Annotated in this window: 23 protein-coding genes and 1 tRNA gene; 13 read left to right on the top strand and 11 right to left on the bottom strand. The window is 50.2% G+C overall.

Annotated features, from left to right (window positions below; translation table 11 throughout):
• Position 1 precedes the first annotated feature (1 nt).
• The gene (gene fimH / locus OGX90_RS22145; protein ID WP_048214757.1) at positions 2 to 1,009 is read left to right on the top strand and encodes a type 1 fimbria D-mannose specific adhesin FimH; all 1,008 of its coding nucleotides are present in this window, start codon (positions 2 to 4) and stop codon (positions 1,007 to 1,009) included.
• Between the two features lie 34 nt (positions 1,010 to 1,043).
• Positions 1,044 to 1,538, top strand: a complete 495-nt coding sequence (gene sfmF, locus OGX90_RS22140) for a fimbria assembly protein (protein ID WP_187392937.1) — start codon at positions 1,044 to 1,046, stop codon at positions 1,536 to 1,538.
• Between the two features lie 49 nt (positions 1,539 to 1,587).
• On the opposite strand, the gene fimZ is transcribed toward sfmF, so the two are convergent.
• The 3 genes from fimZ to fimW all read right to left on the bottom strand — a co-directional run bounded on the left by fimZ (position 1,588) and on the right by fimW (position 4,509).
• On the bottom strand, positions 1,588 to 2,220 hold the full coding sequence (fimZ, locus tag OGX90_RS22135) for a fimbria biosynthesis transcriptional regulator FimZ (RefSeq protein ID WP_003831119.1): 633 nt from the start codon (positions 2,218 to 2,220) through the stop codon (positions 1,588 to 1,590).
• 586 nt (positions 2,221 to 2,806) lie between these two features.
• A complete protein-coding gene (fimY, locus tag OGX90_RS22130; protein ID WP_174770603.1) occupies positions 2,807 to 3,529 on the bottom strand; it encodes a fimbria biosynthesis regulator FimY in 723 nt (240 codons plus the stop codon).
• 386 nt (positions 3,530 to 3,915) lie between these two features.
• Positions 3,916 to 4,509, bottom strand: a complete 594-nt coding sequence (gene fimW, locus OGX90_RS22125; protein ID WP_008784010.1) for a fimbria biosynthesis transcriptional regulator FimW — start codon at positions 4,507 to 4,509, stop codon at positions 3,916 to 3,918.
• 34 nt (positions 4,510 to 4,543) lie between these two features.
• On the opposite strand from fimW, the gene OGX90_RS22120 reads away from it, so the two are divergent.
• Positions 4,544 to 4,723, top strand: coding sequence for a hypothetical protein (locus tag OGX90_RS22120; protein WP_003831122.1), 180 nt, complete (start codon positions 4,544 to 4,546; stop codon positions 4,721 to 4,723).
• 39 nt (positions 4,724 to 4,762) lie between these two features.
• Positions 4,763 to 4,839, top strand: a tRNA-Arg gene (locus OGX90_RS22115).
• A gap of 37 nt (positions 4,840 to 4,876) precedes the next feature.
• Here the strand turns inward: OGX90_RS22115 and torS are convergent.
• Complete coding sequence (torS, locus tag OGX90_RS22110) at positions 4,877 to 7,642, bottom strand: TMAO reductase system sensor histidine kinase/response regulator TorS (RefSeq protein ID WP_234692877.1); 2,766 nt, start codon at positions 7,640 to 7,642, stop codon at positions 4,877 to 4,879.
• 82 nt (positions 7,643 to 7,724) lie between these two features.
• On the opposite strand from torS, the gene torT reads away from it, so the two are divergent.
• Positions 7,725 to 8,756, top strand: a complete 1,032-nt coding sequence (gene torT / locus OGX90_RS22105; protein ID WP_032942593.1) for a TMAO reductase system periplasmic protein TorT — start codon at positions 7,725 to 7,727, stop codon at positions 8,754 to 8,756.
• On the opposite strand, the gene torR is transcribed toward torT, so the two are convergent.
• Complete coding sequence (gene torR / locus OGX90_RS22100) at positions 8,729 to 9,421, bottom strand: two-component system response regulator TorR (protein WP_020996565.1); 693 nt, start codon at positions 9,419 to 9,421, stop codon at positions 8,729 to 8,731. The genes torT and torR overlap by 28 nt on opposite strands.
• A gap of 131 nt (positions 9,422 to 9,552) precedes the next feature.
• On the opposite strand from torR, the gene torC reads away from it, so the two are divergent.
• From torC to torD, 3 genes are read left to right on the top strand one after another with little or no spacing between them, the layout of a single operon-like run.
• A complete protein-coding gene (gene torC / locus OGX90_RS22095; RefSeq protein WP_003831126.1) occupies positions 9,553 to 10,731 on the top strand; it encodes a pentaheme c-type cytochrome TorC in 1,179 nt (392 codons plus the stop codon).
• A complete protein-coding gene (torA, locus tag OGX90_RS22090) occupies positions 10,721 to 13,261 on the top strand; it encodes a trimethylamine-N-oxide reductase TorA (RefSeq protein WP_286624696.1) in 2,541 nt (846 codons plus the stop codon). Before torC ends, torA begins: the two co-directional genes overlap by 11 nt.
• Positions 13,258 to 13,872 carry a molecular chaperone TorD gene (torD, locus tag OGX90_RS22085; protein ID WP_111465964.1) on the top strand — a complete coding sequence of 205 codons (615 nt, stop codon included), beginning with the start codon at positions 13,258 to 13,260 and terminating at the stop codon, positions 13,870 to 13,872. The genes torA and torD overlap by 4 nt, the downstream gene beginning before the upstream one ends.
• 55 nt (positions 13,873 to 13,927) lie before the next feature.
• On the opposite strand, the gene uspF is transcribed toward torD, so the two are convergent.
• Positions 13,928 to 14,356, bottom strand: a complete 429-nt coding sequence (gene uspF / locus OGX90_RS22080) for a universal stress protein UspF (protein ID WP_003831130.1) — start codon at positions 14,354 to 14,356, stop codon at positions 13,928 to 13,930.
• Positions 14,357 to 14,883: 527 nt separating this feature from the next.
• On the opposite strand from uspF, the gene OGX90_RS22075 reads away from it, so the two are divergent.
• Together OGX90_RS22075 and OGX90_RS22070 are read left to right on the top strand one after the other, a co-directional pair.
• Positions 14,884 to 15,978 carry a NapC/NirT family cytochrome c gene (locus tag OGX90_RS22075; RefSeq protein WP_048235934.1) on the top strand — a complete coding sequence of 365 codons (1,095 nt, stop codon included), beginning with the start codon at positions 14,884 to 14,886 and terminating at the stop codon, positions 15,976 to 15,978.
• A 20-nt stretch (positions 15,979 to 15,998) separates the two neighbouring features.
• Entirely contained in the window at positions 15,999 to 18,443 is a 2,445-nt protein-coding gene (locus tag OGX90_RS22070; protein ID WP_032942601.1) for a trimethylamine-N-oxide reductase 2, read from the top strand.
• Between the two features lie 69 nt (positions 18,444 to 18,512).
• Here the strand turns inward: OGX90_RS22070 and OGX90_RS22065 are convergent, their stop codons facing one another.
• The 5 genes from OGX90_RS22065 to cusR form a co-directional block, all read right to left on the bottom strand.
• Positions 18,513 to 19,316 carry an MBL fold metallo-hydrolase gene (locus OGX90_RS22065; protein ID WP_235124864.1) on the bottom strand — a complete coding sequence of 268 codons (804 nt, stop codon included), beginning with the start codon at positions 19,314 to 19,316 and terminating at the stop codon, positions 18,513 to 18,515.
• An 83-nt stretch (positions 19,317 to 19,399) separates the two neighbouring features.
• Positions 19,400 to 19,903 carry a hypothetical protein gene (locus tag OGX90_RS22060; protein WP_286574327.1) on the bottom strand — a complete coding sequence of 168 codons (504 nt, stop codon included), beginning with the start codon at positions 19,901 to 19,903 and terminating at the stop codon, positions 19,400 to 19,402.
• 372 nt (positions 19,904 to 20,275) lie between these two features.
• Positions 20,276 to 20,602, bottom strand: coding sequence for a PcoE/SilE family metal-binding protein (locus tag OGX90_RS22055; protein ID WP_100272807.1), 327 nt, complete (start codon positions 20,600 to 20,602; stop codon positions 20,276 to 20,278).
• A 125-nt stretch (positions 20,603 to 20,727) separates the two neighbouring features.
• Positions 20,728 to 22,179 (bottom strand): Cu(+)/Ag(+) sensor histidine kinase, encoded by a 1,452-nt coding sequence (locus OGX90_RS22050; protein WP_286624694.1) that lies wholly within the window; start codon positions 22,177 to 22,179, stop codon positions 20,728 to 20,730.
• Positions 22,169 to 22,852: a copper response regulator transcription factor CusR gene (cusR, locus tag OGX90_RS22045; RefSeq protein ID WP_286624692.1), complete on the bottom strand. Its 684-nt coding sequence runs from the start codon at positions 22,850 to 22,852 to the stop codon at positions 22,169 to 22,171. Before cusR ends, OGX90_RS22050 begins: the two co-directional genes overlap by 11 nt.
• Positions 22,853 to 23,047: 195 nt before the next feature.
• Between cusR and OGX90_RS22040 the strand changes: the two genes are divergently transcribed.
• From OGX90_RS22040 to OGX90_RS22030, 3 genes are all read left to right on the top strand, one after another.
• A complete protein-coding gene (locus tag OGX90_RS22040) occupies positions 23,048 to 24,430 on the top strand; it encodes an efflux transporter outer membrane subunit (protein ID WP_008784022.1) in 1,383 nt (460 codons plus the stop codon).
• Positions 24,431 to 24,462: 32 nt separating this feature from the next.
• Positions 24,463 to 24,810: a cation efflux system protein CusF gene (gene cusF / locus OGX90_RS22035; RefSeq protein WP_008784023.1), complete on the top strand. Its 348-nt coding sequence runs from the start codon at positions 24,463 to 24,465 to the stop codon at positions 24,808 to 24,810.
• A gap of 75 nt (positions 24,811 to 24,885) precedes the next feature.
• Positions 24,886 to 26,178, top strand: a complete 1,293-nt coding sequence (locus OGX90_RS22030; RefSeq protein ID WP_008784024.1) for an efflux RND transporter periplasmic adaptor subunit — start codon at positions 24,886 to 24,888, stop codon at positions 26,176 to 26,178.
• Position 26,179 lies beyond the last annotated feature (1 nt).

Raw genomic sequence — 26,179 nt, 5'->3', positions numbered from 1 at the left:
GATGAAACGACAAACAGGTTTGTTACTGGGAAGCGCTTTACTGCTGATGGCTCATTCGTCCTGGGCGACGGTCTGTCAAAACTCGAATGGCACACCAACGGATGTTTTTTACGATCTGTCGAACGTCTTTAACAGCAGCAATAATCAGCCGGGGCAGGTGGTGACGTTACCGGAAAAATCGGGCTGGGTTGGCGTTAATGCCACCTGTCCGGCTGGGACAACGGTGAATTACACCTATCGAAGCTATGTCACTGAACTTCCGGTTCAAAGTACCGAGGGTGGTTTTCAGTATCTGAAGCTCAATGACTACCTGCTGGGGGCCATGAGCATCACCGACAGCTATGCCGGGTTGTTTTATCCTCCGCGAAATTATATCCGTATGGGCGTTGACTCGAACGTTTCGAAGCAGAAGCCTTTTGGCGTACAGGATTCAAACCTGGTGTTTAAACTCAAAGTGATCCGCTCGTTTATTAACATGGTGCCGATCCCGCGCCAGACCATGTTCAGAGTCTATGTCACGACCAGTACTGGAGATGCGCTAAGCACGCCGGTTTATACCATCAGCTACAGCGGTAAGGTGGAGGTGCCACAAAACTGTGAGGTGAACGCAGGGCAGATTGTCGAGTTTGATTTTGGCGATATTGGCGCATCGTTGTTCAGCAAGGCGGGGGCAGGAAACCGTCCCGAAGGCATTAATCCGCAGACCAAAACGGTGGCGATAAAATGCACCAACGTCGCTGCACAGGCATACTTAACCATGCGGGTAGAGGCCGAGAAAGCCTCTGGGCAAATGATGGTATCAGACAATCCTGACTTAGGGTTCATTGTCGCCGACAAAACCGGTAGACCGCTGACGCCCAATAATCTGTCCAGCACGATCCCATTTCAACTGGATGATAACGCCGCGGCAAACGTGAGTATTCGGACATGGCCGGTCAGCGTGACGGGGAATAAACCTACCGAAGGGCCTTTTACTGCCCGTGGCTATCTGCGAGTAGATTATGACTAACAAGCAAACGCCAACTTCATGGGCGCTTCTGGTGATGCTGCCCATACTGACATTCAGCTCGTTGTGCCATGCGGCCTCATCGCTGGGCGAAATCAATATTGAACTGCGCGGAAACGTGGTGGACTTTACCTGTGCGGTGATTGCCAGCGACAGCAATAAGTCGGTTGAATTGGGCACCTGGCCAACAAAGCAGTTACAGACCAGCGGGGATACTACCCAACCAGTCGCGTTTACGCTGAAGCTGGAAGGCTGCCCGCCGGGATCCGCGTCAATAACGTTTTCTGGTACTCCGGCCCCGGGTACGACGTTGCTGGCGCTTGATGACGCGGTGATGGCGCAAAAGGTGGCGATCGAACTGCATGACAGTGACCGTACGCGATTACCGCTCGAGCAGGCCAGCCAAACCGTAGGGATTGATGAAAACGGCAATGCCACGCTGACCTTTTTCGCCAACTATATCGCGTTAGCAGACGGGGTTCAGCCAGGCCTCGCCAGGGCCGATGCCACATTTATGATTAACTATAACTAATCAATGCGCGGATAAAACGCTCCCGAACGAAGTCTCGCCGGGAGTGCTATTACATTAATTCATGCATTTTTGCGTAATCGATCAGCTCAACGATAGTGTGCAAGCCGAGTTTGGCGTAGATGTTAGCTTTGTGAGCACTAATCGTTTTATTGCTGAGTAACAGCTGCTCAGCAATTTCCTTATTAGAGAGCCCATTTGCCAGATAACGCAAAACCGTAACTTCGCGATTAGAGAGCGGCATGTCATTCAATACACCTTTTTTCATATTTATATTGTTAATGAAGTTAAGGGTGTCTGAAGGGAAAAAAGAATATCCCGATAAAATCATTTTTACCGCATTGTAGATATCATTTAAATCCTTTCGTTTACTGACGAAACCATTTGCACCGGCCCGGATAGCACGCCCGGCATAAAAAGACTCCGATTTGGAGGAGAGAAACAGCACCCGAGTATTCTCCTGCAGAGACTTTATTCTCTTGAGTAATGTAAATCCATCTGAACCAGGTAGTTCAATATCCAGAATGACAAGATCGACAGGGTAAGTGCGCAGGTGCTCTATTGCCGTACGGCTGTCATCGGTCTTCAACACAACCTGGATATTACTGTTTTTTTCAAGTAGTACTTCTATCGACATTCTGACAATAGGGTGTTCGTCCATAATGATAACGGATGCTGGTTTCATTGTTGTATGCCTCAAACTGTATGCGTATCTTGATAATTTTATAAAACATCAGGCGTTATAATATTGTCAAATAGCCAAGGGTTGTTCTGAGGGAGAGTCGAATAAATATTATTTCATCCTTGTTTATTCGGTTGCTCTTCTACAGAACAATGAATTTGTGGAAAATCCATTTCACACTGGGAAAACTAACAATTAATCAGAAAACTATGGGGATTATACCTGCTCTGTTCTTTCGGAAAAGGCTTACAACATTCAGGTTGTTAATGTCAGTTAGGATGTTCTAAAAGATCCAGATGTGTTAATGACTATTGGCATTATTTTACTGCTGTTTGAATTATGGCAGACTGAAAAAAATTTTTAAATGGTAAAAACAATACAATAAACTAATTGTTTAGGATTTGTTAAGGTGGGAATGACGCTATTTGTGCTGGTATGCACAGAATCAGTATGGTTTACTGGGGTGGTGGAAGATAGCATAATACCAGGAATAGTTGTAAATATTAAATAGTTGTGAAATTTAGATCTTTTATCTCATATAAAAATAAGTAATTTCCTAAAAAATCTTATGGCACATAGGGTTAGGGTGTTAAATTAAATGAGCAGAGGTAACGCTGAGGCGATGTATCAGGTGCAAAAAACGCTGCCGGTTTGCTAAGCCCAGACGCGCAATCAGCTGGTTCAGGCGATAGATGATACGGTGGTAGGGGCGAGCTTGTAACAAAGCAATCTCTTTTAAGGAGTTACCTTGTAAAAGTAATTCCACCATCGCCCAATCGAGCTGGTTTATGTGCCTGGAGTGAATATAGTTAAGGACTGGCGACAATAAAGCGCGGCGCATCTCCGGGAGGCGCAGGCTACGTGACAAGATATAAAATGGACCGGACAGAGAAATAAAAGGGATTAGGTCTTCATCGTGGCGGGAAAGCAATATGAAGATTTGGATGTTATTCCGCGGTTTAATTAGCTGACGCAGATACTCCAGAACATCAAAATAAGAGATTGTTAAACCTTCCATATCAACCACTAACTGACTAATTACCGACTCTCGCAGGCTGACTTTGGCCGATTCAATGGTCTGGAAGATTGCGGTACGTGCTCCTGAAAATAAATGTCGACCCAGCGCATAGGCCAGATAGTAATCTGTCGTAATAATCGCCTGAGATATAGTGTCACTCGGTAATGTGTATTCGAGTTTTTGCGTCAGATACTCAAGTTGGTCAAATACCTGTGATGTGTAGTGAGGATATTGCCAGGTACAGTTAGTGTTTCGTATACGGCGATGTCGATCCCGGCGTTTTGCGCTGTGCATCCTTTTCCATTCCATTTCTGTTGCGGCAGGTCTGGATAAATTGCCGACTATAAACATCCCTGACCCAAATTTTCTCCAGCGTAAAGGCGAGTTTCCTTGTGCTGTTGGGTTTCAATGCTTCAGCAATCATCAGACTGGCAATTGCGTATCCCATCAGAATAATCTGCCGGAAGTTTTCTGATGTCTTACTCAATGCCCAAAAAGTCGTTTTATCCAGTTCAACCTCTCTATGGGATTAGATAAAATATTACCGGGTGTGTCTTTCTGTTACCCCGGAAATAGTAAGCCAGGATTATTCTGGCAGCATGGAGATAGGTACAGTAGGTGCCGATACTTAATTGGTGATGAGATTTTTCTCAATAAAAAATCAGGCAGAGAGATGCCACCTAATTTTGTAGAAAGTTCAGATGCGCCCGGATGTATCTTAAGAATTGCTGATCGTTTTTCACATGCAGCTTTTTCATAATGCTGCGACGGGTGGCTTTGGCCTGAATTTCGCTTACCGAGAGCAAGTGAGCTGTTTCGGCTAAGGTATAGCCGCTGGCGAGAAACATTAAGAACTGACGTTCTTCGATAGAAAAGTTGCGAGTGGTGCAGTAATGGCAGATAGTTGCGGGCACGTTGTTGCGCAGCGCGCGTTTTTGCAGGATGAGGACTAATTTTTTAGTCATTTCCTCAACGTCATCTTCCCGATAGATCAGTGGCAACATGTACAGGCAGGGCCGGAACATCAGCTTATCTTTATCGTTTCTGTTGCAGATGACTACCCGGTGTTGGCGGCGGGTATGGACCGGAATCTGATAGCAATCGGCGCTGAGCCAATCTTCATCCAGGGAAATAAACGCGATGTCAGCGCGATCGATATCCTCGACAGGCAAAAAGCAAATCTCCTGATGCCACTGATTTGCCAAATGGGAGATGATAATTTTAAGTCCATGTTCGAAGTGACTGTTTTCTTCCTTGATGGCGATACTTAACATTAAAGAGTTCCTGAACCGCTGGAGGGGTAAGGGAATGTTAAGCAAAATCATAAATATTCTAAATACATGTATCCCTAAATCTGGCGTTTCGTGGGCTGAGTTGTTACCAGGCGATTTCCTGGATACCCTTGAACAAGCAGAAAAAATCAACATTCGTTCACTTCGCCAGCAACTGAAACAAAAGGCATTGACTCAGCAGGCGCTGACCGTATAATTCACGCGTTTCATCTGCATGAAGTAATCACTTCGCAATGCGCCCTTAGCTCAGTTGGATAGAGCAACGGCCTTCTAAGCCGTAGGTCGTAGGTTCGAATCCTACAGGGCGTACCATTCAAAGTCAGTCTCTATGCTCAGCTTCAACGTACCGTTACGCGCGGGACGGTTTTTCTTTTTCCAGCCAACGTTCTACCTCATAAAGACTTTGTTGGATCTCCTCTCTGAGTGAAAAATCACCCAACGGCTGCTGTTCAAGTGCTGCACACATCGTGCTGGCTGAGCGCATTCCCATGCTGGCGCAGCTGCTTTTTAGCTGATGCATCAGACGTTTTATCTGCTCGTCGTCATGTGCTGCGCGGGCAGCGTCAATCTCATCTAATACAGGAAGAGTGTGTTGCTTAAAGAGCGCTAACCATTCGCGCACCTTTTGCCATCCCATAACCTGGATATCTCCAGACAACTGATGAAAATCTAACCGTTTGTTGTCATTTTCTGATGCAAGCGGGAGAGTCGCACTACCGTGCAGATAATGCGTAATAAGTCGACTGAGTTCATCCCGGGGGACTGGTTTTTGAATAATGCCGAGGAACAGGGTGCTGGTTCTTTGGCTTAGCGTTTCGTCGATGACGTGCGCGCTAAAGCCGATCAGGCTAAGTGCCGGATAGTCGTGGGCTAACTGCTGTGCCAGCGTGATCCCGTCGATATCAGGAAGATCGAAATCAACCAGAGCAGCATCGTAGCGAGTATCTTCCTGCAATATTTTTAGCGCCTCAGCGGCGCTGCTGGCAGCAGTAACCTGTGCGCCATTGAGGATGAGCATTTCAGTACTGATACGTTGTGTAAGAGGATTATCCTCGATAAGCAATAAGCGTAAGCCCTGTAACGATATGGAGCGTTGTGCGGGTTTCATGATGGGCATCGTGGTTGCCCGCAATGGCAGACGCAGCTGGAAACAACTCCCGACGCCGGGCGTGCTGGTGACGCTCAGCTCTCCCTGCATTGCCTGGGCGAGACTGGCGCTGATGGTTAGTCCGAGTCCGGTTCCACCTCGTTTACTGCTTACCTGAACAAACGGCTGAAAAATATCGTGCTGGCGGGCAGGGTCAATTCCACATCCCGTATCTTCAACCTCGATGTACCAGTTTTTGCCCTCACATCGGCTACGCAGGATGATGTGTCCCCGATCGGTAAAGCGTAGTGCGTTGTTTAATAAATTAGTAATGATTTGCCGGATGCGGCGCGGATCGCCACGCAGGGAAGCGGGAACGTCATCGGCAAAATCCGCAACCAGCACGACAGGGCGACCAGCAACACGGCTGTTCATGAGTTGAAGCGTACTTTCCAGCAAGGGTTTGGGTTCAAAAGGCTCATCGCCTATCGCCACATTTTTTCCACCGGCTTCGATGGCGGAATAGTCCAGGATATCGTTGAGGATGGTCAGCAAAGACTCGCCCGAGTCGGTGATTGCGCGTAGATTTTCCCGATGCTGTGCCAGGGCGGGATTGTCTGAGAGCAACTGCGCAGTGCCGAGGATACCATACAGCGGGGTGCGTATTTCATGGCTCATGGCGGCAAGAAACGCCGATTTTGCCTGGTTAGCTTTTTCAGCTTCTGCACGGGCCTGTCGGTGTTCAGATACCATAGAACGCAGCTCGGCGGTGCGAGCTTTAACCTGTGCAGCCAGATGTTCGCGATGGCTATTGAGGGCGTGAACACTGCCGCGAAAGGCATCCATCAACCGCCCGATGGTATCCAGTTCACGAACGCCTGCGGTTTCCGGGAATGGGGAGTCAATATCCCCCTCAAGCAGACGCTGTAACGCCTGGGTTTGCTGTGCCAGTGGTCGAGTGACTGAGCGATAAACCACACGCCAAAGTATAAGAATCAGCAAACATAATGACACGCCACCTAACAGCAGCAGCAAGTGTTGCCCGCGCTGGCTGGTCTGTTTGAGATGCGCCAGTCCACTTTGATTACGCTGGCCGATGGTTTCCACCAACTGGCTGACTTCGCTACTGAAACGGGTAAATTGCTCGATATTATTCTGCGATAAGATCTGTAATTGGGTCGTGATGTCATTATCCTGGCGATACAGGGACAGCAGCTCAACATAACGGCTAATCGTATTGACGGTGTTGGCCACCTGAGTGCGCACCACGGGATCTTCAATACGTATTTGTCGGCGCTGAAGTACTCTGACGGCGGCATTCAACTGGTTTTCCAGCGCAGCCAGGTTATTCTGCGCCTGGTTATTCCCCAGATTCATCACCATTTGCTGCACGCGTAGCGCACTCAGGCGCAGTTCATTCATCTGGTTATAATATTCCAGATCGATATCGATGAGCCTGTCCAGCGCGTGTTCAGCGGCCTGCCCCTGATGGCTCTCAATCAAATCGTAAATGCTGGCCTGTGTCGCTCCCGCCGACGTGGCGGCATTACTGGCCTGACCGCGTGCCATTTCGGCAACGTCAGCGGTGGCCTCAATAATTTGCTGGCTGAGTTGTTGCTGTTGAGCGCGTAATTTCAGGCGTTCGCCAACCATCTCCCCCTGGTGGCTTAACGATCGGGCGATTTCTTTCTCCTGCTGTTCAATGGCAGAAGTATCAAAGCCCTGCTCACGAAGGGTTTTGAGTAATGTGGTTATTTTCAGACTCTGGGCGGTTAACATTCTCCCCTGAGCCAGCCACATATTTTCATTGTCTGCGGTGGTCAGATTTTGTGCGGAAAACAGTTCCCAGGCGCTGGCTTCGCTGAGCTGGCGTGCCATATCCATGGTTGGAATTAGCGCCTGGGTATTGGCCTGCTCAACCTGGCTGACAAAACGCAGGTTATACCAGCCTGTCAGCGTACTGATGAGAGTCAGTGCCGCCATCAGCGCAAAGCCTATCCACAGTCGTTTGGTCAGAGATAAATTCACTGTCTGGTCGCCACAGATTAAAAAGGTTGAGTCCAAAAGAGGAAAGCAACTAGGATAAAGCCTTATCAATGTTGAGGCTATCATGCGCGTATTGGTTTTCCTGTTAATCACGCTTTTTCCCGGTTTGAGTCATGCGGCTGGGGCCGCATTGCTGCGCTGGCAGGATACGCAGCAGGCAGTCCCGGAACTGCAATCGGACGTTACTGCAAACAAAGTCTGGAAACTGTGCGCGCTGTATCCCAGCCTGAAAGACTCATATTGGCTTTCCGTGAATTACGGCATGCTTGAGGCGGCGAGAAAATACGGAGTAAGTCTGAAGGTGTTAGAGGCGGGAGGGTATCGTCAGTTCTCCACGCAAAAAACACAAATCGCCCAGTGCCAGCAATGGGGAGCAGATGCCATATTGCTGGGTAGCAGCACGACGACTTTCCCGGATCTTTCCGCGCAGGTAGGCGCGTTGCCGGTCATTGAGGTAGTGAATGCGATAGACGATCCGACGGTGAAAGCACGGGTCGGTGTTCCGTGGTTCCAGATGGGGTATCAGCCGGGCCGCTATCTGGTCAAGTGGAGCGGCGGCAAACCGTTAAAGGTTCTGCTATTGCCAGGACCTGATGACGCCGGAGGCAGCCGCGAAATGGTGGCAGGATTCCGTCAGGCGATTGCCGGTAGTCAGGTGAACATCGTGGATGTGGCGTTGGGGGATAATGATATTGAAGTTCAGCGCAACCTGTTGCAGGAGATGCTTGAGCGTCACCCGGATGTCGATGTGGTTGCCGGTACGGCAATTGCTGCGGAAGCGGCGATGGGAGAGAAACGGAATCCGGGGACGCCGCTAACCGTGGTCTCTTTTTACCTGTCGCATCAGGTGTATCGCGGACTTAAACGCGAAAGAATCATTATGGCTGCCAGCGATCAGATGGTCTGGCAAGGTGAACTGGCGATTCAACAGGCGATCAGGGTGCTACAAGGGCAACCGGTACCGGAAAATATCAGTCCGCCGATCCTGGTGCTCACCCCGAAAAATGCCGACAGCCAGCATGTTCAACGCTCGCTGTCTCCTGGCGGGTTCCGTCCGGTTTATCTGTATCAGTACACGTCGGCCGCTAAAAAATAACCTTCGCCGTGCTGTGTCACCAGTAAATCAGCCCGTAGCTTGTGGCGCAAACGGCGGATCAGTACATCTACGGTGCGTAAGTCTGGATTGTCTACCCGTCGTGCCGAAAGCATACGCAGTAAACGTTCGCGGCTGAGAATTTCTCCCGGATTGGTGACAAAGGCGACCAGCATTTCATACTCGGCGCGGGTGAGTTTGATCGTCTCATCGCCCAGCTCCAGGGTATGCCGGGAGACATTCAGACAGTATCCGGCAAACTGATAGCAGTTATCTTTGGTCTCCGGCTGTGCCTGGCGGGCAAGATCGATACGCCAGAGCAAATTTTTAACCCGAACCACCAGTTCACGTAGCTCCAGCGGCTTGGTGACATAATCATCAGCGCCCATTTCCAGGCCAACGATCCGGTCAATTTGATCGCTACGACCTGTCACCAGAATGATCCCCACCGTTGAGCGTTCGCGCAGGGCGCGGGTCAGCATTAAGCCATTTTCGTCCGGGAGGTTGATATCCAACAGAATGAGATCGACAGGATGTTGTGACATGATTTCACGCAGACCAGCTCCGCTGGCAGTGACAGAGACATGATAACCTTCCTGTTCAAAATATGCCTGTAACCTCGCCTGGGTAACGGGTTCATCTTCAACAATGACAATGTGATGCGGCATCCTGATGGTGTTCTCTTTCTGTTCATATCTGTTCACATTGTGCCGTAAGCCATTCATCCTGACCAGTGTTGCTGTTCACATTTGAGAAATAAGATCCTCTGTAACTAAACCATAAGATTACAGGGGCTATTATGCGGAAACTATGGAGGGCGCTGCTCAGACCGAGCGCACGTTGGTCAGTGTTGGCGCTGGTCGTTATCGGGATTGTGGTCGGTATTGCGCTGATCGTCTTGCCGCACGTTGGTATTAAATTAACGAGTTCTACCGAGTTTTGCGTGAGCTGCCACAGTATGCAGCCGGTTTACGAAGAATATAAACAGTCTGCGCATTTTCAGAATGCCTCCGGGGTGCGCGCAGAATGTCATGACTGCCACATTCCATCCGATATTCCAGGCATGGTGAAACGTAAGCTGGAGGCCAGCAACGATATTTACCAAACCTTTGTTGCCCACTCTATTGATACTCCAGAGAAATTCGAAGCCAAACGCGCTGAGCTGGCGGAGCGCGAATGGGCGCGAATGAAGGAGAACAACTCCGCGACCTGTCGTTCTTGTCATGACTATGATGCGATGGACCACGCGAAACAACATCCTGAAGCTGCGCGCCAGATGAAGATTGCGGCCAAGGACAACCAATCCTGTATCGACTGCCATAAAGGTATTGCACACCAGCTTCCCGATATGAGCAGCGGTTTCCGCAAGCAGTTTGATGAGTTACGCGCCAGGGCGAACGACGATGGCGAGACGCTCTACTCTCTGGACATCAAACCTATTTATGCCGCCAAAGGTGATAAAGAACCTGCAGGCTCACTGCTGCCCGCTTCTGAAGTGAAAGTGTTAAAGCGTGATGGTGACTGGCTGCAAATTGAAATTGTGGGCTGGACCGAGAGTAATGGGCGTCAGCGCGTGTTGGCGCAACTGCCGGGCAAGCGCATTTTTGTGGCTTCCATTCGTGGCGACATCCAGCAGCACGTGAAGACGCTGGAGCAAACCACCGTTGCGGAAACGAATACGCCATGGAGTAAATTGCAGGCCACTGCCTGGATGCAGAAGGGCGATATGGTCAACGATATCAAACCTATCTGGGCTTATGCCGACTCGCTCTATAACGGAACCTGTAACCAATGCCACGGTGCACCAGAGAAAGAACACTTTGATGCTAACGGTTGGATTGGCACGTTGAACGGCATGATTGGATTTACCAGTCTGGATAAACGCGAAGAACGTACCTTGCTGAAATATTTGCAGATGAATGCCTCTGACACTACGGATAAGCCGCATGGCGATAAGGGAGAAAGCAATGAAAAATAACGATCTCTTTCAGGCATCGCGCCGACGTTTTTTGCTGCAACTGGGCGGCTTGACCGTAGCTGGTATGTTAGGGCCTTCGCTGCTCACGCCGCGTAGCGCTAATGCCGCAGAGGTGCAGGGGGCAGGCGTCAAAGAGGGGATTCTGACCGGTTCTCACTGGGGGGCGATTCGTGCCACCGTGGTTGACGGTCGTTTCATTGAAGCCAGGCCGTTCGAGCGCGATAAATACCCGTCAAAAATGATCGCCGGACTCCCGGATCACGTACACGGTGGAGCGCGTATTCGCTATCCCATGGTCCGCGTGGACTGGTTGCGTAAACACCATCAGAGCGATACCTCGCAACGTGGAGATAACCGCTTTGTGCGCGTTTCGTGGGATGAAGCGCTGGATTTCTTCTATCAGGAGCTGGAGCGCATTCAGAAGACTTATGGTCCGAGCGCGCTGCTAACGGCCAGCGGCTGGCAATCGACCGGGATGTTCCACAATGCTTCCGGGATGCTGGCGCGTGCCATTGCGCTGCATGGCAACAGCGTGAGTACGGGGGGCGACTATTCCACCGGTGCTGCTCAGGTCATTCTGCCGCGCGTGGTGGGTTCAATGGAGGTATATGAACAGCAGACCTCCTGGCCACTGGTACTCGAAAACAGCAAAACCATTGTGCTGTGGGGTTCTGACCTCATCAAAAACCAGCAGGCGAACTGGTGGTGTCCAGATCATGATGTCTACGAATACTACGAGCAACTGAAGGATAAAGTGGCGCGGGGCGAGATTTCGGTCATCAGCGTTGACCCGGTCATTACCTCGACTCACGACTACCTGGGCCGCGACAAGGTTAAGCACATCGCCGTGAATCCGCAGGCTGATGTGCCGCTACAGCTGGCGCTGGCACACACGCTGTATACCGAGAAGCTCTACGATAAGCATTTCCTCGAGAACTACTGCGTTGGGTTTGAGCAATTTCTGCCTTATCTGCTGGGAGAAAGTGACGGACAGCCTAAAGATGCCCAGTGGGCGGAAAAAATCTGCGGGATTGATGCTGAGACAATCCGTGAACTTGCGCGGCAGATGGCGGGCGGCAGAACGCAAATTATTGCTGGCTGGTGCGTGCAGCGTATGCAGCACGGGGAACAGTGGGCGTGGATGATCGTGGTGCTGGCCTCAATGCTCGGGCAAATTGGCTTACCCGGAGGGGGATTTGGCTTTGGCTGGCACTACAACGGCGCGGGCACCCCAGGGCGTAAAGGCGTTATCCTGAACGGATTTTCTGGTTCTACCACCGTTCCACCGGTACATGACAGCACCGATTATAAGGGCTACAGCAGTACCATCCCGATCGCGCGTTTTATCGATGCGATTCTGGAGCCGGGCAAGAGCATCAACTGGAACGGTAAAACCGTCAAGCTGCCACCGTTGAAGATGTGCGTTTTTGCCGGGACCAACCCTTTCCATCGTCACCAGCAGATCAACCGTATTATTGAGGGCTGGCGCAAGCTGGAAACCGTTATCGCCATCGACAATCAGTGGACTTCGACCTGTCGATTCGCCGATATCGTATTACCGGCGACGACCCAGTTTGAACGTAACGATCTCGACCAATATGGCAACCACTCCAACCGCGGCATTATCGCTATGAAGCAGCTGGTGCAGCCGCAGTTTGAAGCGCGTAATGATTTCGATATTTTCCGCGATCTTTGCCGCCGCTTTAACCGTGAAGAAGCGTTCACAGAAGGGTTGGATGAGATGGGCTGGTTGAAGCGCATCTGGCAGGAAGGAAGCCAGCAAGGGAAGGGACGCGGTGTTCATCTTCCGGCTTTCGACGTTTTCTGGAATCAGCAAGAGTACGTTGAATTCGAACATCCGCAGATGTTTGTCCGTCATCAGGCCTTCCGCGAAGATCCCGACCTTGAGCCTCTGGGGACGCCGAGCGGTTTGATCGAGATCTATTCGAAAACTATTGCCGATATGCAATATGACGATTGTCAGGGGCATCCAATGTGGTTTGAGAAAATCGAACGTTCACACGGTGGGCCTGGATCGCAACGTTGGCCGCTGCATCTGCAATCCGTCCACCCGGATTTCCGTCTGCATTCACAGCTCTGCGAGTCCGAAGCGCTGCGTAAGCATTACGCGGTAGGTGGCAAAGAGCCGGTGTTTATTAACCCGCAGGATGCCAGCGCCAGGGGGATCCGCAACGGCGATATAGTTCGTGTATTTAATGCGCGTGGACAAGTGCTGGCCGGCGCGGTTGTCTCCGATCTCTACTCGCCGGGCGTGGCGCGCATCCATGAAGGTGCCTGGTACGATCCTGATAACGGTGGAGAAAGCGGAGCGCTGTGTAAATACGGTAATCCGAACGTGTTAACCCTAGATATCGGCACGTCTCAGCTGGCGCAGGCGACCAGTGCGCATACTACGCTGGTGGAAATTGAGAAATATACCGGTAAGGTGGATAACGTGACGGCGTTCAGCGGCCCGATAAAAATGGTGGCGCAGTGCGAATATGTCCCGGCGGAGAAGGTGACGTCATGATGAAACACACCTCCCTGACGACAGAACAGATGGCCTGTGTTTATGCATGGTTGGCGCAAATGTTTTCCCGGGAGCGTGACGGTGAGGGATTAGCGCAATTGCAGTCCAGCGAAATGACGGAGTGGTTCACCGTGCTCAAAGGTGAACCGTCGCTTGAGGCCGATGTTCTTTTGCTGGAAGCGAAAATTGCCGCGCTCAAGGTACGTGAAGACGCTACCCTGGAACTGGCGGCTGATTTTTGCAGCCTGTTCCTGATGTCGGATAAACACGCCGCGTTACCCTATGCGTCGGCTCATCTTGAAGAAGGGCCAAACTACGGGGTCATTAAACAACTGTTATCTGATGCGGGCATGCAGGTAAGCGATACGTTTAGCGAATCAGCCGATCATCTGGCGATTTTTATCGAACTGCTGAGCCATCTGCATTTTTCTCTTGGTGAGCCAGGGGTTAGCCGTCAGCGTATTGATGCGTTGCGCAGAGAAACGCTGGCGGGGCTGTTACGCTGGTTACCGGAGTTCACTGCTAAATGCCGCCGATATGATGACTTTGGTTTCTACGCTGCGCTGAGCCAGCTGCTACTGGCATTTGTCAGGCTGGATCATCAGAACTGAGTGATAGCCTGAGCCACAGAAAAACGGGAGCATATTCGCTCCCGTTTTAACCCTATCACCGCACAACCAGCACCGGGCATTTCGCGTGGCGGACTACGGCTGCCGCCGTTGAACCCAGTAAATAAGTGCTAAACCCCGGTTTGTGTGAGGCGATGACGATAAGCTCGGCGTCAACCGCCTCCGCCAGCTTGAGGATCTGATCCTTCGGCGGGCCGTAAACGACGTGGGTCTGAGTCCTGCCGGCAGGAATATTGAACTGCTTAATAATTTCTTCGAGTTTTTCGCTGGCCTTAGCCTGCAGACCACTTCTGTCCGGAAATTCGGTAGAGTAGGCCAGTCCCAGCGAGGCATAGAACGGAACGGTAGGAATAACGGCTAAAAAGTGGACCTTCGCGGTTTTGGCATGCGCCTGGACCTGCGGCACAACATGACGAGTGAGATCGGCTTCAGAGATATCAATGGGCACCAGAATTGAGCGATACATATTCACTACCTCCTGTTTGTTTTACCTCTACCCTGAGTGTAGCGAAAGTTGTTTCTGTATAATAAGTGACCAGATCAAGGATGTGTGCATCAGTGCGCGTCATGAAGCAGTATGTACTGTAAGCCTATCTTGAATGTATTTCTCAGCAAAACCAAAAGAGATGTCCCCTCGTTAATGCTTGCCATCTCGAAATAGAAAAGGGTGCTTTTTTATATTTTTCATTGTATATTTAATTATATAACGATGGCCGTTAAGGGGGTAATTTCAACAGCGTTATGAACTCCGTAATTTTTTATTCTGACATCATCTTACTTTACAGATGTATAAACTTGGCAAGTGGTTTAAAAATCTGTTTTTAAAGAAAAAACAATAATTACATTTCGTTCTCACTAATTATGCGAGCCTCTTCAAACTTACCCATTTGCTGATTCTCATTTCTCTCCGCGCTTGATGAATATCAATAAATAGCTGCTTTAGGATATTTATTGTCTACCTCTAAAAGGGTATTCGTCTGATGGAATTAAAAGATGAGAAAAATAAATAAAACTATCCTATGGACGATGCTGCTGTGCATTGTTCTTGGTGCAGTTATTGTTTTGGCAGGGCAATGGACATTACATAAAACCTCGAGTACAGAATTCTGTTTGTCTTGCCATACGATGCAGGCGCCCTACGAAGAATATACAGGCTCGGTTCACTTCCAGAATCAGAAAGGTATTCGCGCAGAGTGCGCGGACTGTCATATCCCGGAGGGCGGTTTGGATTTTCTGGTGGCTAAGCTGCGGGCCTCAAAAGATGTTTATCATCAGTTCATAACCAAAAAAATCGATACCCCGGAAAAATTTGAAGAACACCGTCTGGAGATGGCGCAAACCGTTTGGGCACAGCTCAAGGCTAATGATTCTGCGACCTGCCGTAGCTGCCACAGTATGGACGCCATGGATCTTGCCGCACAAAGCGCGGATGCTCAGAAGATGCACAAAATGGGCATCGCGGAAAAGCAAACCTGTATTGATTGCCATAAAGGCGTCGCCCATTTCCCACCTGAAATAAAAATGGATGACAGTGCGCTTAAAGGACTTGAAGCGCAGTCAGCCTCCACCCCAGCTTCAGCAACTGAACTTTATGCTGTAAGCAACACCGCGCTTGGCGATCTGGGAACTGTTTACCCGGCAACCAAAATGCAGGTCCTGAAAACAACGGACAATGCGCGACTGGTCGAGATTCGCGGTAGCCAGATGCAAGGAAGTGAACAGGTTATTTACTACGCAGCAGGGCAGCGTTTGATTCTTGCCAGCCTGAGTGAAAAAGGTCAACAGTCGCTGAAGATCCTCTCCGACTGGAAAAAAGATGACTACGGCAATGCGTGGCGAGATGTCGTGCTGCAGGGCGAATGGAGCGGTTCCGCACTCGCCAGCCGTGAACCTATGTGGGATTACGCGCGCAAACTCGACAATGTTTACTGCGCGGGCTGTCATGCGCCAATTCCGGCGAATCACTTCACGCTTAACGCCTGGCCTTCAGTAGCCAAAGGGATGGGGGCCCGCACCAATATCAGTGAAACCGAACTGGATATCCTGAGCCGTTACTTCCAGTACAACGCTAAAGACATGAATAAATAAGCGATCAATCAGGAGAAATCATGAAACTCACAAGACGTGACTTTATTAAGACGGCTGGCGCGGCAACCGGGACAATGGCGATTTCTTCGGTGATCCCAATGCCAGCCTGGGCCGAAGGCCAGAATGGCGGAGCAATCCTGACGGCAGCACGTTGGGGTGCGGTATACGTGGAAGTAAAAGATGGAAAAGTGGTTTCCTCAAAAGGTGCGTTGCCGAAAACGGTGCCGAACTCATTACAGCAAACCGCGCCAGATCAGGTTCATACCAATATCCGCGTGAAGTATCCGATGGTGCGCAAAAGCTATCTGGAAAACCCGGGTAAAGCGGATGGCAAACGCGGTAACGATCCCTTTGTGCGGGTCAGCTGGGAACAGGCGCTGAAGCTCATTCATGAACAGCACAGCCGGATCCGCAGCAGCTATGGTCCCGCTTCGATATTTGCCGGTTCTTATGGCTGGCGATCCAGCGGCGTTCTGCATAAGGCGCAAACCTTACTGCAACGCTATATGAGCATGGCCGGTGGCTACGCTGGGCATACCGGAGATTATTCAACCGGTGCCGCGCAGGTGATCATGCCATACGTTGTGGGATCGGTTGAGGTTTATGAGCAGCAAACCACCTGGCCGATGGTGCTTGAGCACAGTCAGGTCGTGGTGCTGTGGGGGATGAACCCGCTCAACACCCTTAAGATTGCCTGGAGCAGCACGGATGAACAAGGGATCGAATACTTTAATCTGCTGAAGAAATCAGGGAAAAGCGTCATCGCCATCGATCCGATGCGTTCTGAAACCATCGAGTTCTTTGGTGATAATGCGACCTGGATTGCGCCACATATGGGGACCGACGTGGCAATGATGTTAGGGATCGCCCATACGCTGGTGAAGAAAAACCTTCACGACAAAGCCTTCCTGGAAAAATACACTACCGGATATCCGCAGTTTGAAGAGTACCTGCTCGGCAAGAGCGATAAAGTAGAGAAAACCGCCGAATGGGCATCTGGCGTGTGTGGCGTGCCTGCTGAGCAACTGGAAAAGCTGGCGGAAATTTTCTCCAGCAACAAAACCATGCTCATGGCAGGTTGGGGGATTCAGCGCCAGCAATACGGTGAGCAAAAACACTGGATGCTGGTGACTCTGGCGGCGATGCTGGGGCAAATTGGTACCGAAGGCGGCGGCTTCGGGTTCTCTTATCACTATTCCAACGGCGGTAATCCAACGCGTATCGGTGGGGTTTTACCGGCGATCTCCGCCAAAATTGAGGGTGGGTCATCGGCAGGTAATGACTGGGCGGTTTCCGATGCGGTGACCAGCCTGCCGGTAGCGCGAATTGTCGAAGCGCTGGAAAACCCAGGCGGCAAATATCAACATAACGGTAAAGAGCAAACCTTCCCGGATATCAAAATGATCTGGTGGGCGGGCGGCGCTAACTTTACCCATCATCAGGATACCAACCGCTTAATCAAAGCCTGGCAGAAGCCTGAACTGGTTGTCATCTCTGAATGCTACTGGACCGCTGCGGCCAAACACGCAGATATCGTTCTGCCAATCACCACTTCGTTTGAGCGTAACGATCTGACCATGACCGGTGATTACAGTAACCAGCATCTGGTACCGATGAAGCAGGTCATTGAGCCGCAGTTTGAAGCGCGTAGTGATTTTGACGTATTTGCCGATCTGGCTGAGATGCTTAAGCCGGGGGGGAAAGCTGTCTACACCGAAGGCAAAGACGAAATGGCGTGGCTGAAGCAGTTCTATGACGTCGCGCAAAAAGCCGCCCGCGCCCAGCGTGTTGCCATGCCTCAGTTCAACGCGTTCTGGCAGCAGAATAAGCTGATCGAAATGCGTGAGAATGAAAAGAATAACAAATATGTGCGCTACGCGGATTTCCGCAGCGATCCGGTGATGAACGCACTCGGAACGCCGAGCGGCAAGATTGAAATCTACTCGAAAACGATTGAAGGCTATCAGTATAAAGACTGTCCGCCGCATGCGTCCTGGATTGAACCGGATGAATGGAAAGGAACTGCGGATAAAGATCAGCTGCAGCTACTGACGGCGCACCCGGCACATCGTCTGCATAGCCAGCTGAACTACGCGTCGCTACGTAAAGAGTACGCGATTGCCAATCGTGAACCGGTGACGATTCATCCGGATGACGCAAAAGCCAGAGGGATTGCCGAGGGCGATCTGGTCCGCGTATGGAATGCTCGTGGACAGGTTCTGGTTGGGGCGCACGTCAGCGACGGCATCAAACCGGGTATCATCTGTATTCATGAAGGCGCATGGCCGGATATTGAAAACGGTATCTGTAAAAATGGCGGCGCGAACGTGCTGACGGCGGATATCCCGACTTCAAGACTGGCGAATGGTTGTGCCGGGAATACCAGCCTGGTATACGCAGAAAAATACACCGGTGAAGCGCCAAAACTCACCGTCTTTGATGAGCCAGCAATTGTCACCATGTAATGATGACTGATAAACGGGGGCCGTAAGGCTCCCGTTTTTTATTGCTGTTTGGGCAACGTTTTACTGTTGTTACTCAGCCAGCACTATCACATCTCCCGTTGCCGGGGCGTCAGTTCCCGGTAGCCACAATCGCCCCCACGAACCGGTGCAATGACAGCCGAGCAGTTTTTCGGGTTGCTGTTGCTGAATAAATTGTCGGGTCCGCCATAGCTTAGCGGGGGAGGCGGCGCGTAAATGAAAGCCACCGACCAGGGCATAAATTTTGTTAACCCCGGTGATTTTCTGGCAATGGCGTACGATGTTTTCTATTCCCCGATGCCCGCAACCGGTAATGATGACTAACCCGCGTGCAGATTTATAGATCAATACGCCTTCGTCACTGATGTAATCTGGCTGGAGTGTTTTCTCGCTAATCACGCCATAGGACTGTGGCGTGGGGACACTGATTTCCCCGGACCACAAAAAACGATCGCTGATAGCCAGCGGCTCGCGGGTGTATTCCATTATGAATCGAGAGTAGTTGTTATCACGCGAGAGTTTTTTAATTTTTCGTGGTATTCCCGCAACCGTTATCGATGCGTAACGCTCGCAGGCCAGTTGAGGATGGCAAATGATACGGCTGTTATCCGCAAGCCACGGCACGCCGCCGCAGTGATCATAATGACCGTGCGACAGCACTACGGCGGTTAATTGGGTCAGGTCCACGCCCATTTGTGCAGCGTTATGCATGAAGCTGCCATCCGGCCCGGTATCAAACAATATTGTGGTTGTTTCATCCTGAACTAACAGACTTAATCCAGGCTTGGCCAGTATTGATATTTCTGCGCCAGCAGCGCGTCGGTTTTCAAGCAGCACTGTGAGGGTTAAAGCCATGCCTGACTCCCGTATTAAAACGGCATACTGTAATGCATCGCTTTTGAGAGCGCTGTGATCGCAGCGCTCTTTAGCGTTATCCGTTATTCACGCACAATTTTGCCTGTGTTTCCTGCATCGCTGTCATTCCAGCTACCGTGACCATTTGTTTTAATCGTATAGGTGGCATAGCCGACACGGAAGGTCATCGTATCCTTATAGGTATTTACGTCACGCACTTCATTACCATTGACGTAAACGCCGGAATCTTCGACGTGAATATCAACGCTGCGTTGACCATTGGCAAATTTGGCCACGTAATTTCCGCTGAATTTGCCATCAATACCGGCATTATCGTGGTTATCCGTGTTAGTGGTATTTTGCTGTTTTTCACCATGATGATGACGATTCTGCTGGCCGTTGCTGTTCTCAATAAAGCCATGATCGCGGTTCCACTGATAGGATTTATTCACATCGCAGCCATTGAGTTCACTCATCTGCGTACAACCTGAACGTTCATACTTTTTCTGCATTGCCGGGGTAATTGCACATGCTGTTGTGGCAGTTGTCAGGCCAAGGACCAGGAGGGTTAGCAGACGTTTATTCATTTTTTACTCACTATCATCATTAAATTTATTTATAGGAATGCGAACTTTTTGACTGTCATGTTTACGACGACGGCAGTCTCCCATTAAATATTAATGAAGCATACCAGGGGAAATCCTAATTTATAATTAGGGTGGGGTGGTGAATGCTGTAATACGCAACATAATAAGCTGTTTATTTACTTATTTTATACAATCCGGGTAGAGAGCTAAGATGTATTTACTTTTAGAAGAAGGATTTAATGAATTATTAATATTGACATTAACGATGAAGTGGGACGCGGGCTTGTATATAAACAGGCCCGCGTGGGGAGAGTAGTCCACAATATTCAAACTTCGCGTATTTATGGATGTCGTTGTCAATATAGTTCGTCTTTACCCCTGAGTGGAGATCTGCGCGCGGTGCTGCTCGGCCTGTACCTCATGAGCAAATGAATGGCCGTTGTTTACCGATTGGTGAACAACCATCGCTTTTTCGTGTTCATTCATTTGTGAAAATGATTGCGCATTGGTTGATGTTGACGATGAATTATTTGCTTGCGCGGCGTGTGCTTGTGCCATTTTTTGATGTGCAGGAGCGTCGCTGTTATTCATCATTTCATGAGCCATTGCGGCCTGCTGATGCATTTTGGGTGTTTCTGCCGCATTAACGCCAGCTGAAATAAAAAACGCGATAGCTAAAAAAGAGGACATCTTATTCATCATATTTCTCCTGTTTGGGTTTACGGAAGAAAGTATAATTAATAGGGGCTGTCAGTGGCGTGACAGGATTATGACGGTTGTGTCAGACAACAGGTGATGACGGGTATAAGCGTCATCACCATAAATTAAATCGCGTGCTTGGGCAGCGTCAGAATAAAGCGAGTGGCATGAGGGTCGGAAGTCACCGAGACTTTTCCTCGATGGGCAGTCACAATTGATTTCACAATCGCCAGACCAATGCCGCTGCCTTCGCCCTTACGCTGTCGTGAAGGGTCCACTCGATAAAAGCGGTCAAAGAGTCGCGGAAGATGTTGCGGGGGAATGGGGTTTCCGGGATTCTCAACGACTATCTGCACCTGGCCATCCGCCTCTTTCACCCGCACGGTTACCGACTCGCCTTTTGGCGTATAGCGCATGGCATTTGACAGCAGATTACTCATTGCCCGGCGTAACATTAATGGGTCGCCTGAAACCCAGCATGCGCGTCCTTCAAACCGTAAACCAACCTCACGCTCTTCAGCCCAGGCTTCGAAAAAGTCGAACACTTTACCGACCTCATCAGCCAGATTGAGCGCTTTTTTTTCTGGGATCAGCTGATTGTTATCCGCCTGCGCCAGAAACAGCATATCACTCACCATCTTCGACATACGGCCAAACTCTTCGAGATTGGAATACAGCACATCTTCCAGCTCTTTTTGGCTGCGGGTCTGGCTGAGCGCAATCTCCGTTTGGGTGACGAGGTTAGTTATTGGCGTGCGGATCTCATGGGCAATATCCGCTGAGAAGTTCGACTGGCGTTTAAATACGTCTTCGATGCGTTCGATCATATGATTAAACGAACTCACCAGTTGTTCCAGTTCAATAGGAACAGCTTGCGGATCGAGGCGTACATCGAGATCTTTCGAGGTGATATTTTGGATGCGACGACTGACGTTACGAATCGGTTCATGACCTTTGTATACGGCGAACAACACGATAAAAACAATCATCATGCTAATCAGCGATGCTGTCATAATCAGCTTGTTTTTCAGATCGTTAATATAGTGCAGATGAAAGTCGATCGATAATGCCAGATACAGCGTATACGCTTGTTTTCCATCGGCAAGTTGTCCTACCGGCAGGCGAATCATTCGCCAGTTAGACGATGTTTTCTGTCCGTGGATATGTTTGGAGGTTTGCAGTGTGGGGCCTGAGATAATAAAAACATCGCTGGCATGAGCATTTTTATCCGGTCTTGCACTGGCGATAAACTGCCGGAGATCCGGCGCATTGGGCGAATGGAAAATGGCCTTTTGGTTGTTATCTTCCAGAGAAATAATGACGTTCGAATAACCCGCCACCACATTTTTTAGCGTTTCCAGGCGGCGTGATTCTGGCTCGTTGGGTTGGTTAATAATCCTCTCCAGCGTGGCGCTAATCTCTTGTAAATCGTTGATGTCCTGCTCGGCGAAGTGGACTTTCACGGAGTGGATCATTATCCATGCAAAGGCGAAAAATGAAGCAATTGTCGCCAGGCTGATAAAAAAGGTCAGTCGTGTCGCCAGTGAAAAAGGGCGCCGCCATCGTTTACTGGTCATCAGGAACCTCAAGCATATATCCCACACCGCGCACGGTCTGAATCAGTTTCGGCTCAAAATCGTTATCAATTTTGGCGCGCAGACGCTTAACGGCGACGTCGATGGCATTAGTATCGCTGTCAAAATTCATATCCCAGACCTGGGAGGCGATCAGTGAGCGGGGTAAAACTTCCCCCTGATGGCGCAGGAAAAACTCAAGCAGCGTAAACTCTTTGCTGGTCAGGGTGATGCGCGTACCGCTGCGGGTGACTTTCCTGCTGACCCGATCGACCATTAAATCCGCGACCTGAAACTGGCTTTCAACAATCACCGCAGCGCCCCGGCGCAGCAGCGTTCTGACCCGTGCCAGCAGTTCGGCGAAGGCAAACGGTTTAACCAGGTAATCATCAGCACCCAATTCCAGACCTTTAACCCGATGTTCAATGGTACCCAGTGCGGTGAGGAGAAGAATGGGCATTCCTTTGTTGGCGGAACGCAGCATCCGCACGATATCCCAGCCGTTTACATCCGGCAGCATGATGTCGAGTATGAGCAGGTCGTAATCGCCGGTCATCGCCAGGTGATACCCGTTCAGGCCGTTATCCGCCAAATCCACAACAAAACCCGCTTCCGTCAGGCCTTTCGTCAGGTATTCACCGGTTTTTTTCTCATCTTCGACTATCAAAACCTTCATCGCATTCTCCTTCTCGCACTGGTTGTGCGGACTTTCAATTCTAGGGAAGCGGGATCGGATAGCAATCTGTTATTGGGAAAATGACAGTTTTGTCATTTTCCTGTCACCGGTTAAACAGAGTCACTTCGTTAAAGTACAAGACTATAAATTCCTACTTATTTTAGGGACATCAGTCCGGTCAGGACGAGAAGAACTATGAGCAAATTTAAGCTTCTTACTCTCAGCGCTATATTCGTGCTCGCTGGTTGTTCATTGGCGCCGGACTATCAGCGCCCGGCCTTGCCGGTGCCACAGCAATTTTCTTTAAGCCAGAATTCCCTGGTGTCGGCTCCTGGTGAATACCAGGACACGGGGTGGCGAACCTTTTTTGTTGACGACCAGGTGAAGGCGTTGATTGGTGAGGCGCTGATCAATAACCGCGATTTACGCATGGCGACGCTGAAGGTTCAGGAAGCGCGAGCGCAGTATGGCGTCACGGACGCTGACCGTTATCCGCAAATCACGGCAGGCTCCAGCGGTACCTACAGCGGTAAATTAAAAGGTGATAGCAGCACCGATCGTGAATTCGAAGCTGGACTCAATCTCAGTTTCGACCTGGATTTCTTTGGGCGGCTTAAAAATATGAGTGAAGCCGAACGGCAGAACTTCTTCGCCAGCGAAGAGGCGCGTCGGGCGGTGCATATCTTATTAATTTCCAACGTGTCGCAAAGCTATTTCAACCAGCGTCTGGCTTACGCGCAGTTGCAAGTTGCCGAAGAAACGCTGCAAAACTATCAGCGCTCTTATGCTTTTGTAGAGAAGCAACTGATAACCGGTAGCACCAACGTACTGGCGTTGGAACAAGCGCGCGGTGTGATTGAAAGTACGCGTAGCGAAATTGCCAAGCGTAAAGGTGAGTTGGCACAGGCCAATAACGCGCTGCAACTGTTGCTGGGTACATACGGGAAATTACCCGATGACCAGGCGCGCAGCCGTGGGGATATTAAACCGGTAACGCTGCCGCCATCGCTTTCGTCGCAAATACTGTTGCAGCGCCCGGATATTATGGAAGCTGAGCACGGATTATTGGCGGCAAATGCCAATATCGGTGCTGCGCGGGCGGCATTTTTTCCGTCGATAACGTTGACCAGTTCCGTGTCCAGTAGCAGTAGCGATCTTTCCAATTTATTTAATGCCTCCAGCGGCATGTGGAATTTTGTCCCCAAAATAGATATTCCAATCTTCAACGCCGGACGTAATCAGTCCAATCTCGACCTGGCAGAAATTCGCCAGCAGCAGTCGGTGGTGAATTACGAACAAAAAATTCAGAACGCGTTTAAAGAAGTGGCGGATGCACTGGTGTTACGCCAAAGCATTGCCGATCAAATTAGTGGGCAGCAGCGTTATCTGGATTCATTGCAAATCACACTACAGCGCGCCAGAGCGCTTTATCAGAATGGCGCAGTTAGCTATATCGAAGTATTAGACGCAGAACGTTCTTTATTCGCTACGCGGCAATCGCTGCTCGATCTTAATTACGCCCAACAGGTTAATGAAATTAAACTGTTTGCTGCCTTAGGCGGCGGTTGGGTGGAGTAATCCTTAATATTAACTTTTCAGGAGCATGATGTATGAATACTACCGCCAAAGCCGTACTGTTTAGCCTTTTCTCTGTGGTTATGTTTAACGCCCAGGCCAATGAAAATCAGCATGGCGAGATGATGAATATGCAGCCAGCGGCTCAACAGGAACAACTCATTAGCGCTACCGGGGTGATTGAAGCTGTTGATATGGAGAGTAAAAAAATCACGATTAAGCATGACCCTATTCCAGCGGTGAACTGGCCGGCCATGACGATGCGCTTTACGCTGGTTGCTGATACGAAGGCTGATGATATTAAGCCAGGCGATAAGGTCGCGTTTACGTTTGTTCAGCAGGGAAATCTCTCTGTGTTACGCGATATTCACATCAGTAAATAACGTTCTCGCTGGTCTCTTTTATTCTTGCCCAGGTTTTGCGAACGCGGGCGAGACTATCGCGCAATGGAAATCACTATGGCGTCTTTAAATATTAAAAATACCGCGCTTATTCTCGGTAGCATGATTGCCGGCGGGATTATTTCTGTCGGTGTTTATACTTATTATTCATCGGCAAAAATATCGTCTGTAGCCGGGCCAGTTCAGCAAAAAGAAGCCAGAAAAGTGTTGTTCTGGTATGACCCCATGTATCCGAACACGCGCTTTGATAAACCGGGTAAATCGCCGTTTATGGATATGGATCTGATCCCGAAATATGCCGATGAAGAGACCGCGAACGCGTCATCACCAGGCGTGCGCATCGATCCTACACAGACCCAGAACCTGGGGCTGAAAACAGAGCCAGTGCGTCGTGGACCACTGCACTACGCGCAAACGTTCCCGGCCAACGTTAGTTATAACGAATACCAGTTTGTTATTGTCCAGGCACGCTCTGCGGGCTTTATCGAGAAGGTTTACCCGCTGACCGTGGGGGACAAAATTAAGAAGGGTTCGCCGCTGATCGACCTGACTATTCCTGATTGGGTTGAGGCGCAGAGCGAATATTTATTGCTGCGGGAAACGGGCGGTAGCGCGACGCAGGTGGAAGGGATTCTGGAGAGATTACGTCTGGCTGGAATGCCTGAAGCAGATATCCAGCGCTTAAAATCGACGCGTAAAATTCAGACTCGCTTTACCCTGAAAGCGCCTATCGATGGGGTGATCACCGCATTCGATTTGCGTACCGGTATGAACATTTCCAAAGACAATGTGGTCGCGAAAATTCAGGGTATGGACCCGGTATGGGTTAGCGCGTCGGTCCCGGAATCTATCGCCTGGCTGATTAAAGATGCCTCGCAATTTACCATCACCGTGCCCGCCTGGCCGGATAAGCCTTTCACCATCAGCAAGTGGAGTATCTTACCAAGCGTTGATGCTACCACGCGTACGCTCCAGCTCCGTTTACAGGTCGATAACCCCGACGAGGCGCTCAAGCCCGGGATGAATGCTTACCTGCAACTGAAAACACAAAGCGAGCCAATGCTGCTGATCCCGTCTAAAGCACTGATTGATACGGGTACCGAGCAGCGGGTCATCACCGTTGATAACGAAGGCCGATTTGTGCCGAAACAGGTTGCGGTATTCCATGAATCCCAGGGGCTGACGGCTATCCGCTCCGGCCTGACCGAAGGCGAAAAAGTGGTGTCCAGTGGCCTGTTCCTGATTGATTCCGAAGCGAATATCTCTGGCGCACTGGACCGTATGCGCGCCCAGAACAGTAAGGCGCAAGACGCAGCCGCCATGCCAGCCCAGGCGACCCATTCACACTGAG

It is taken from the genome of Citrobacter sp. Cpo012, assembly GCF_030333015.1.
In the GTDB taxonomy this organism is placed as follows: domain Bacteria; phylum Pseudomonadota; class Gammaproteobacteria; order Enterobacterales; family Enterobacteriaceae; genus Citrobacter; species Citrobacter portucalensis.
Note: the sequence above shows the minus strand (reverse complement) of the source record. Positions and strands in the feature narration are given on the sequence as shown.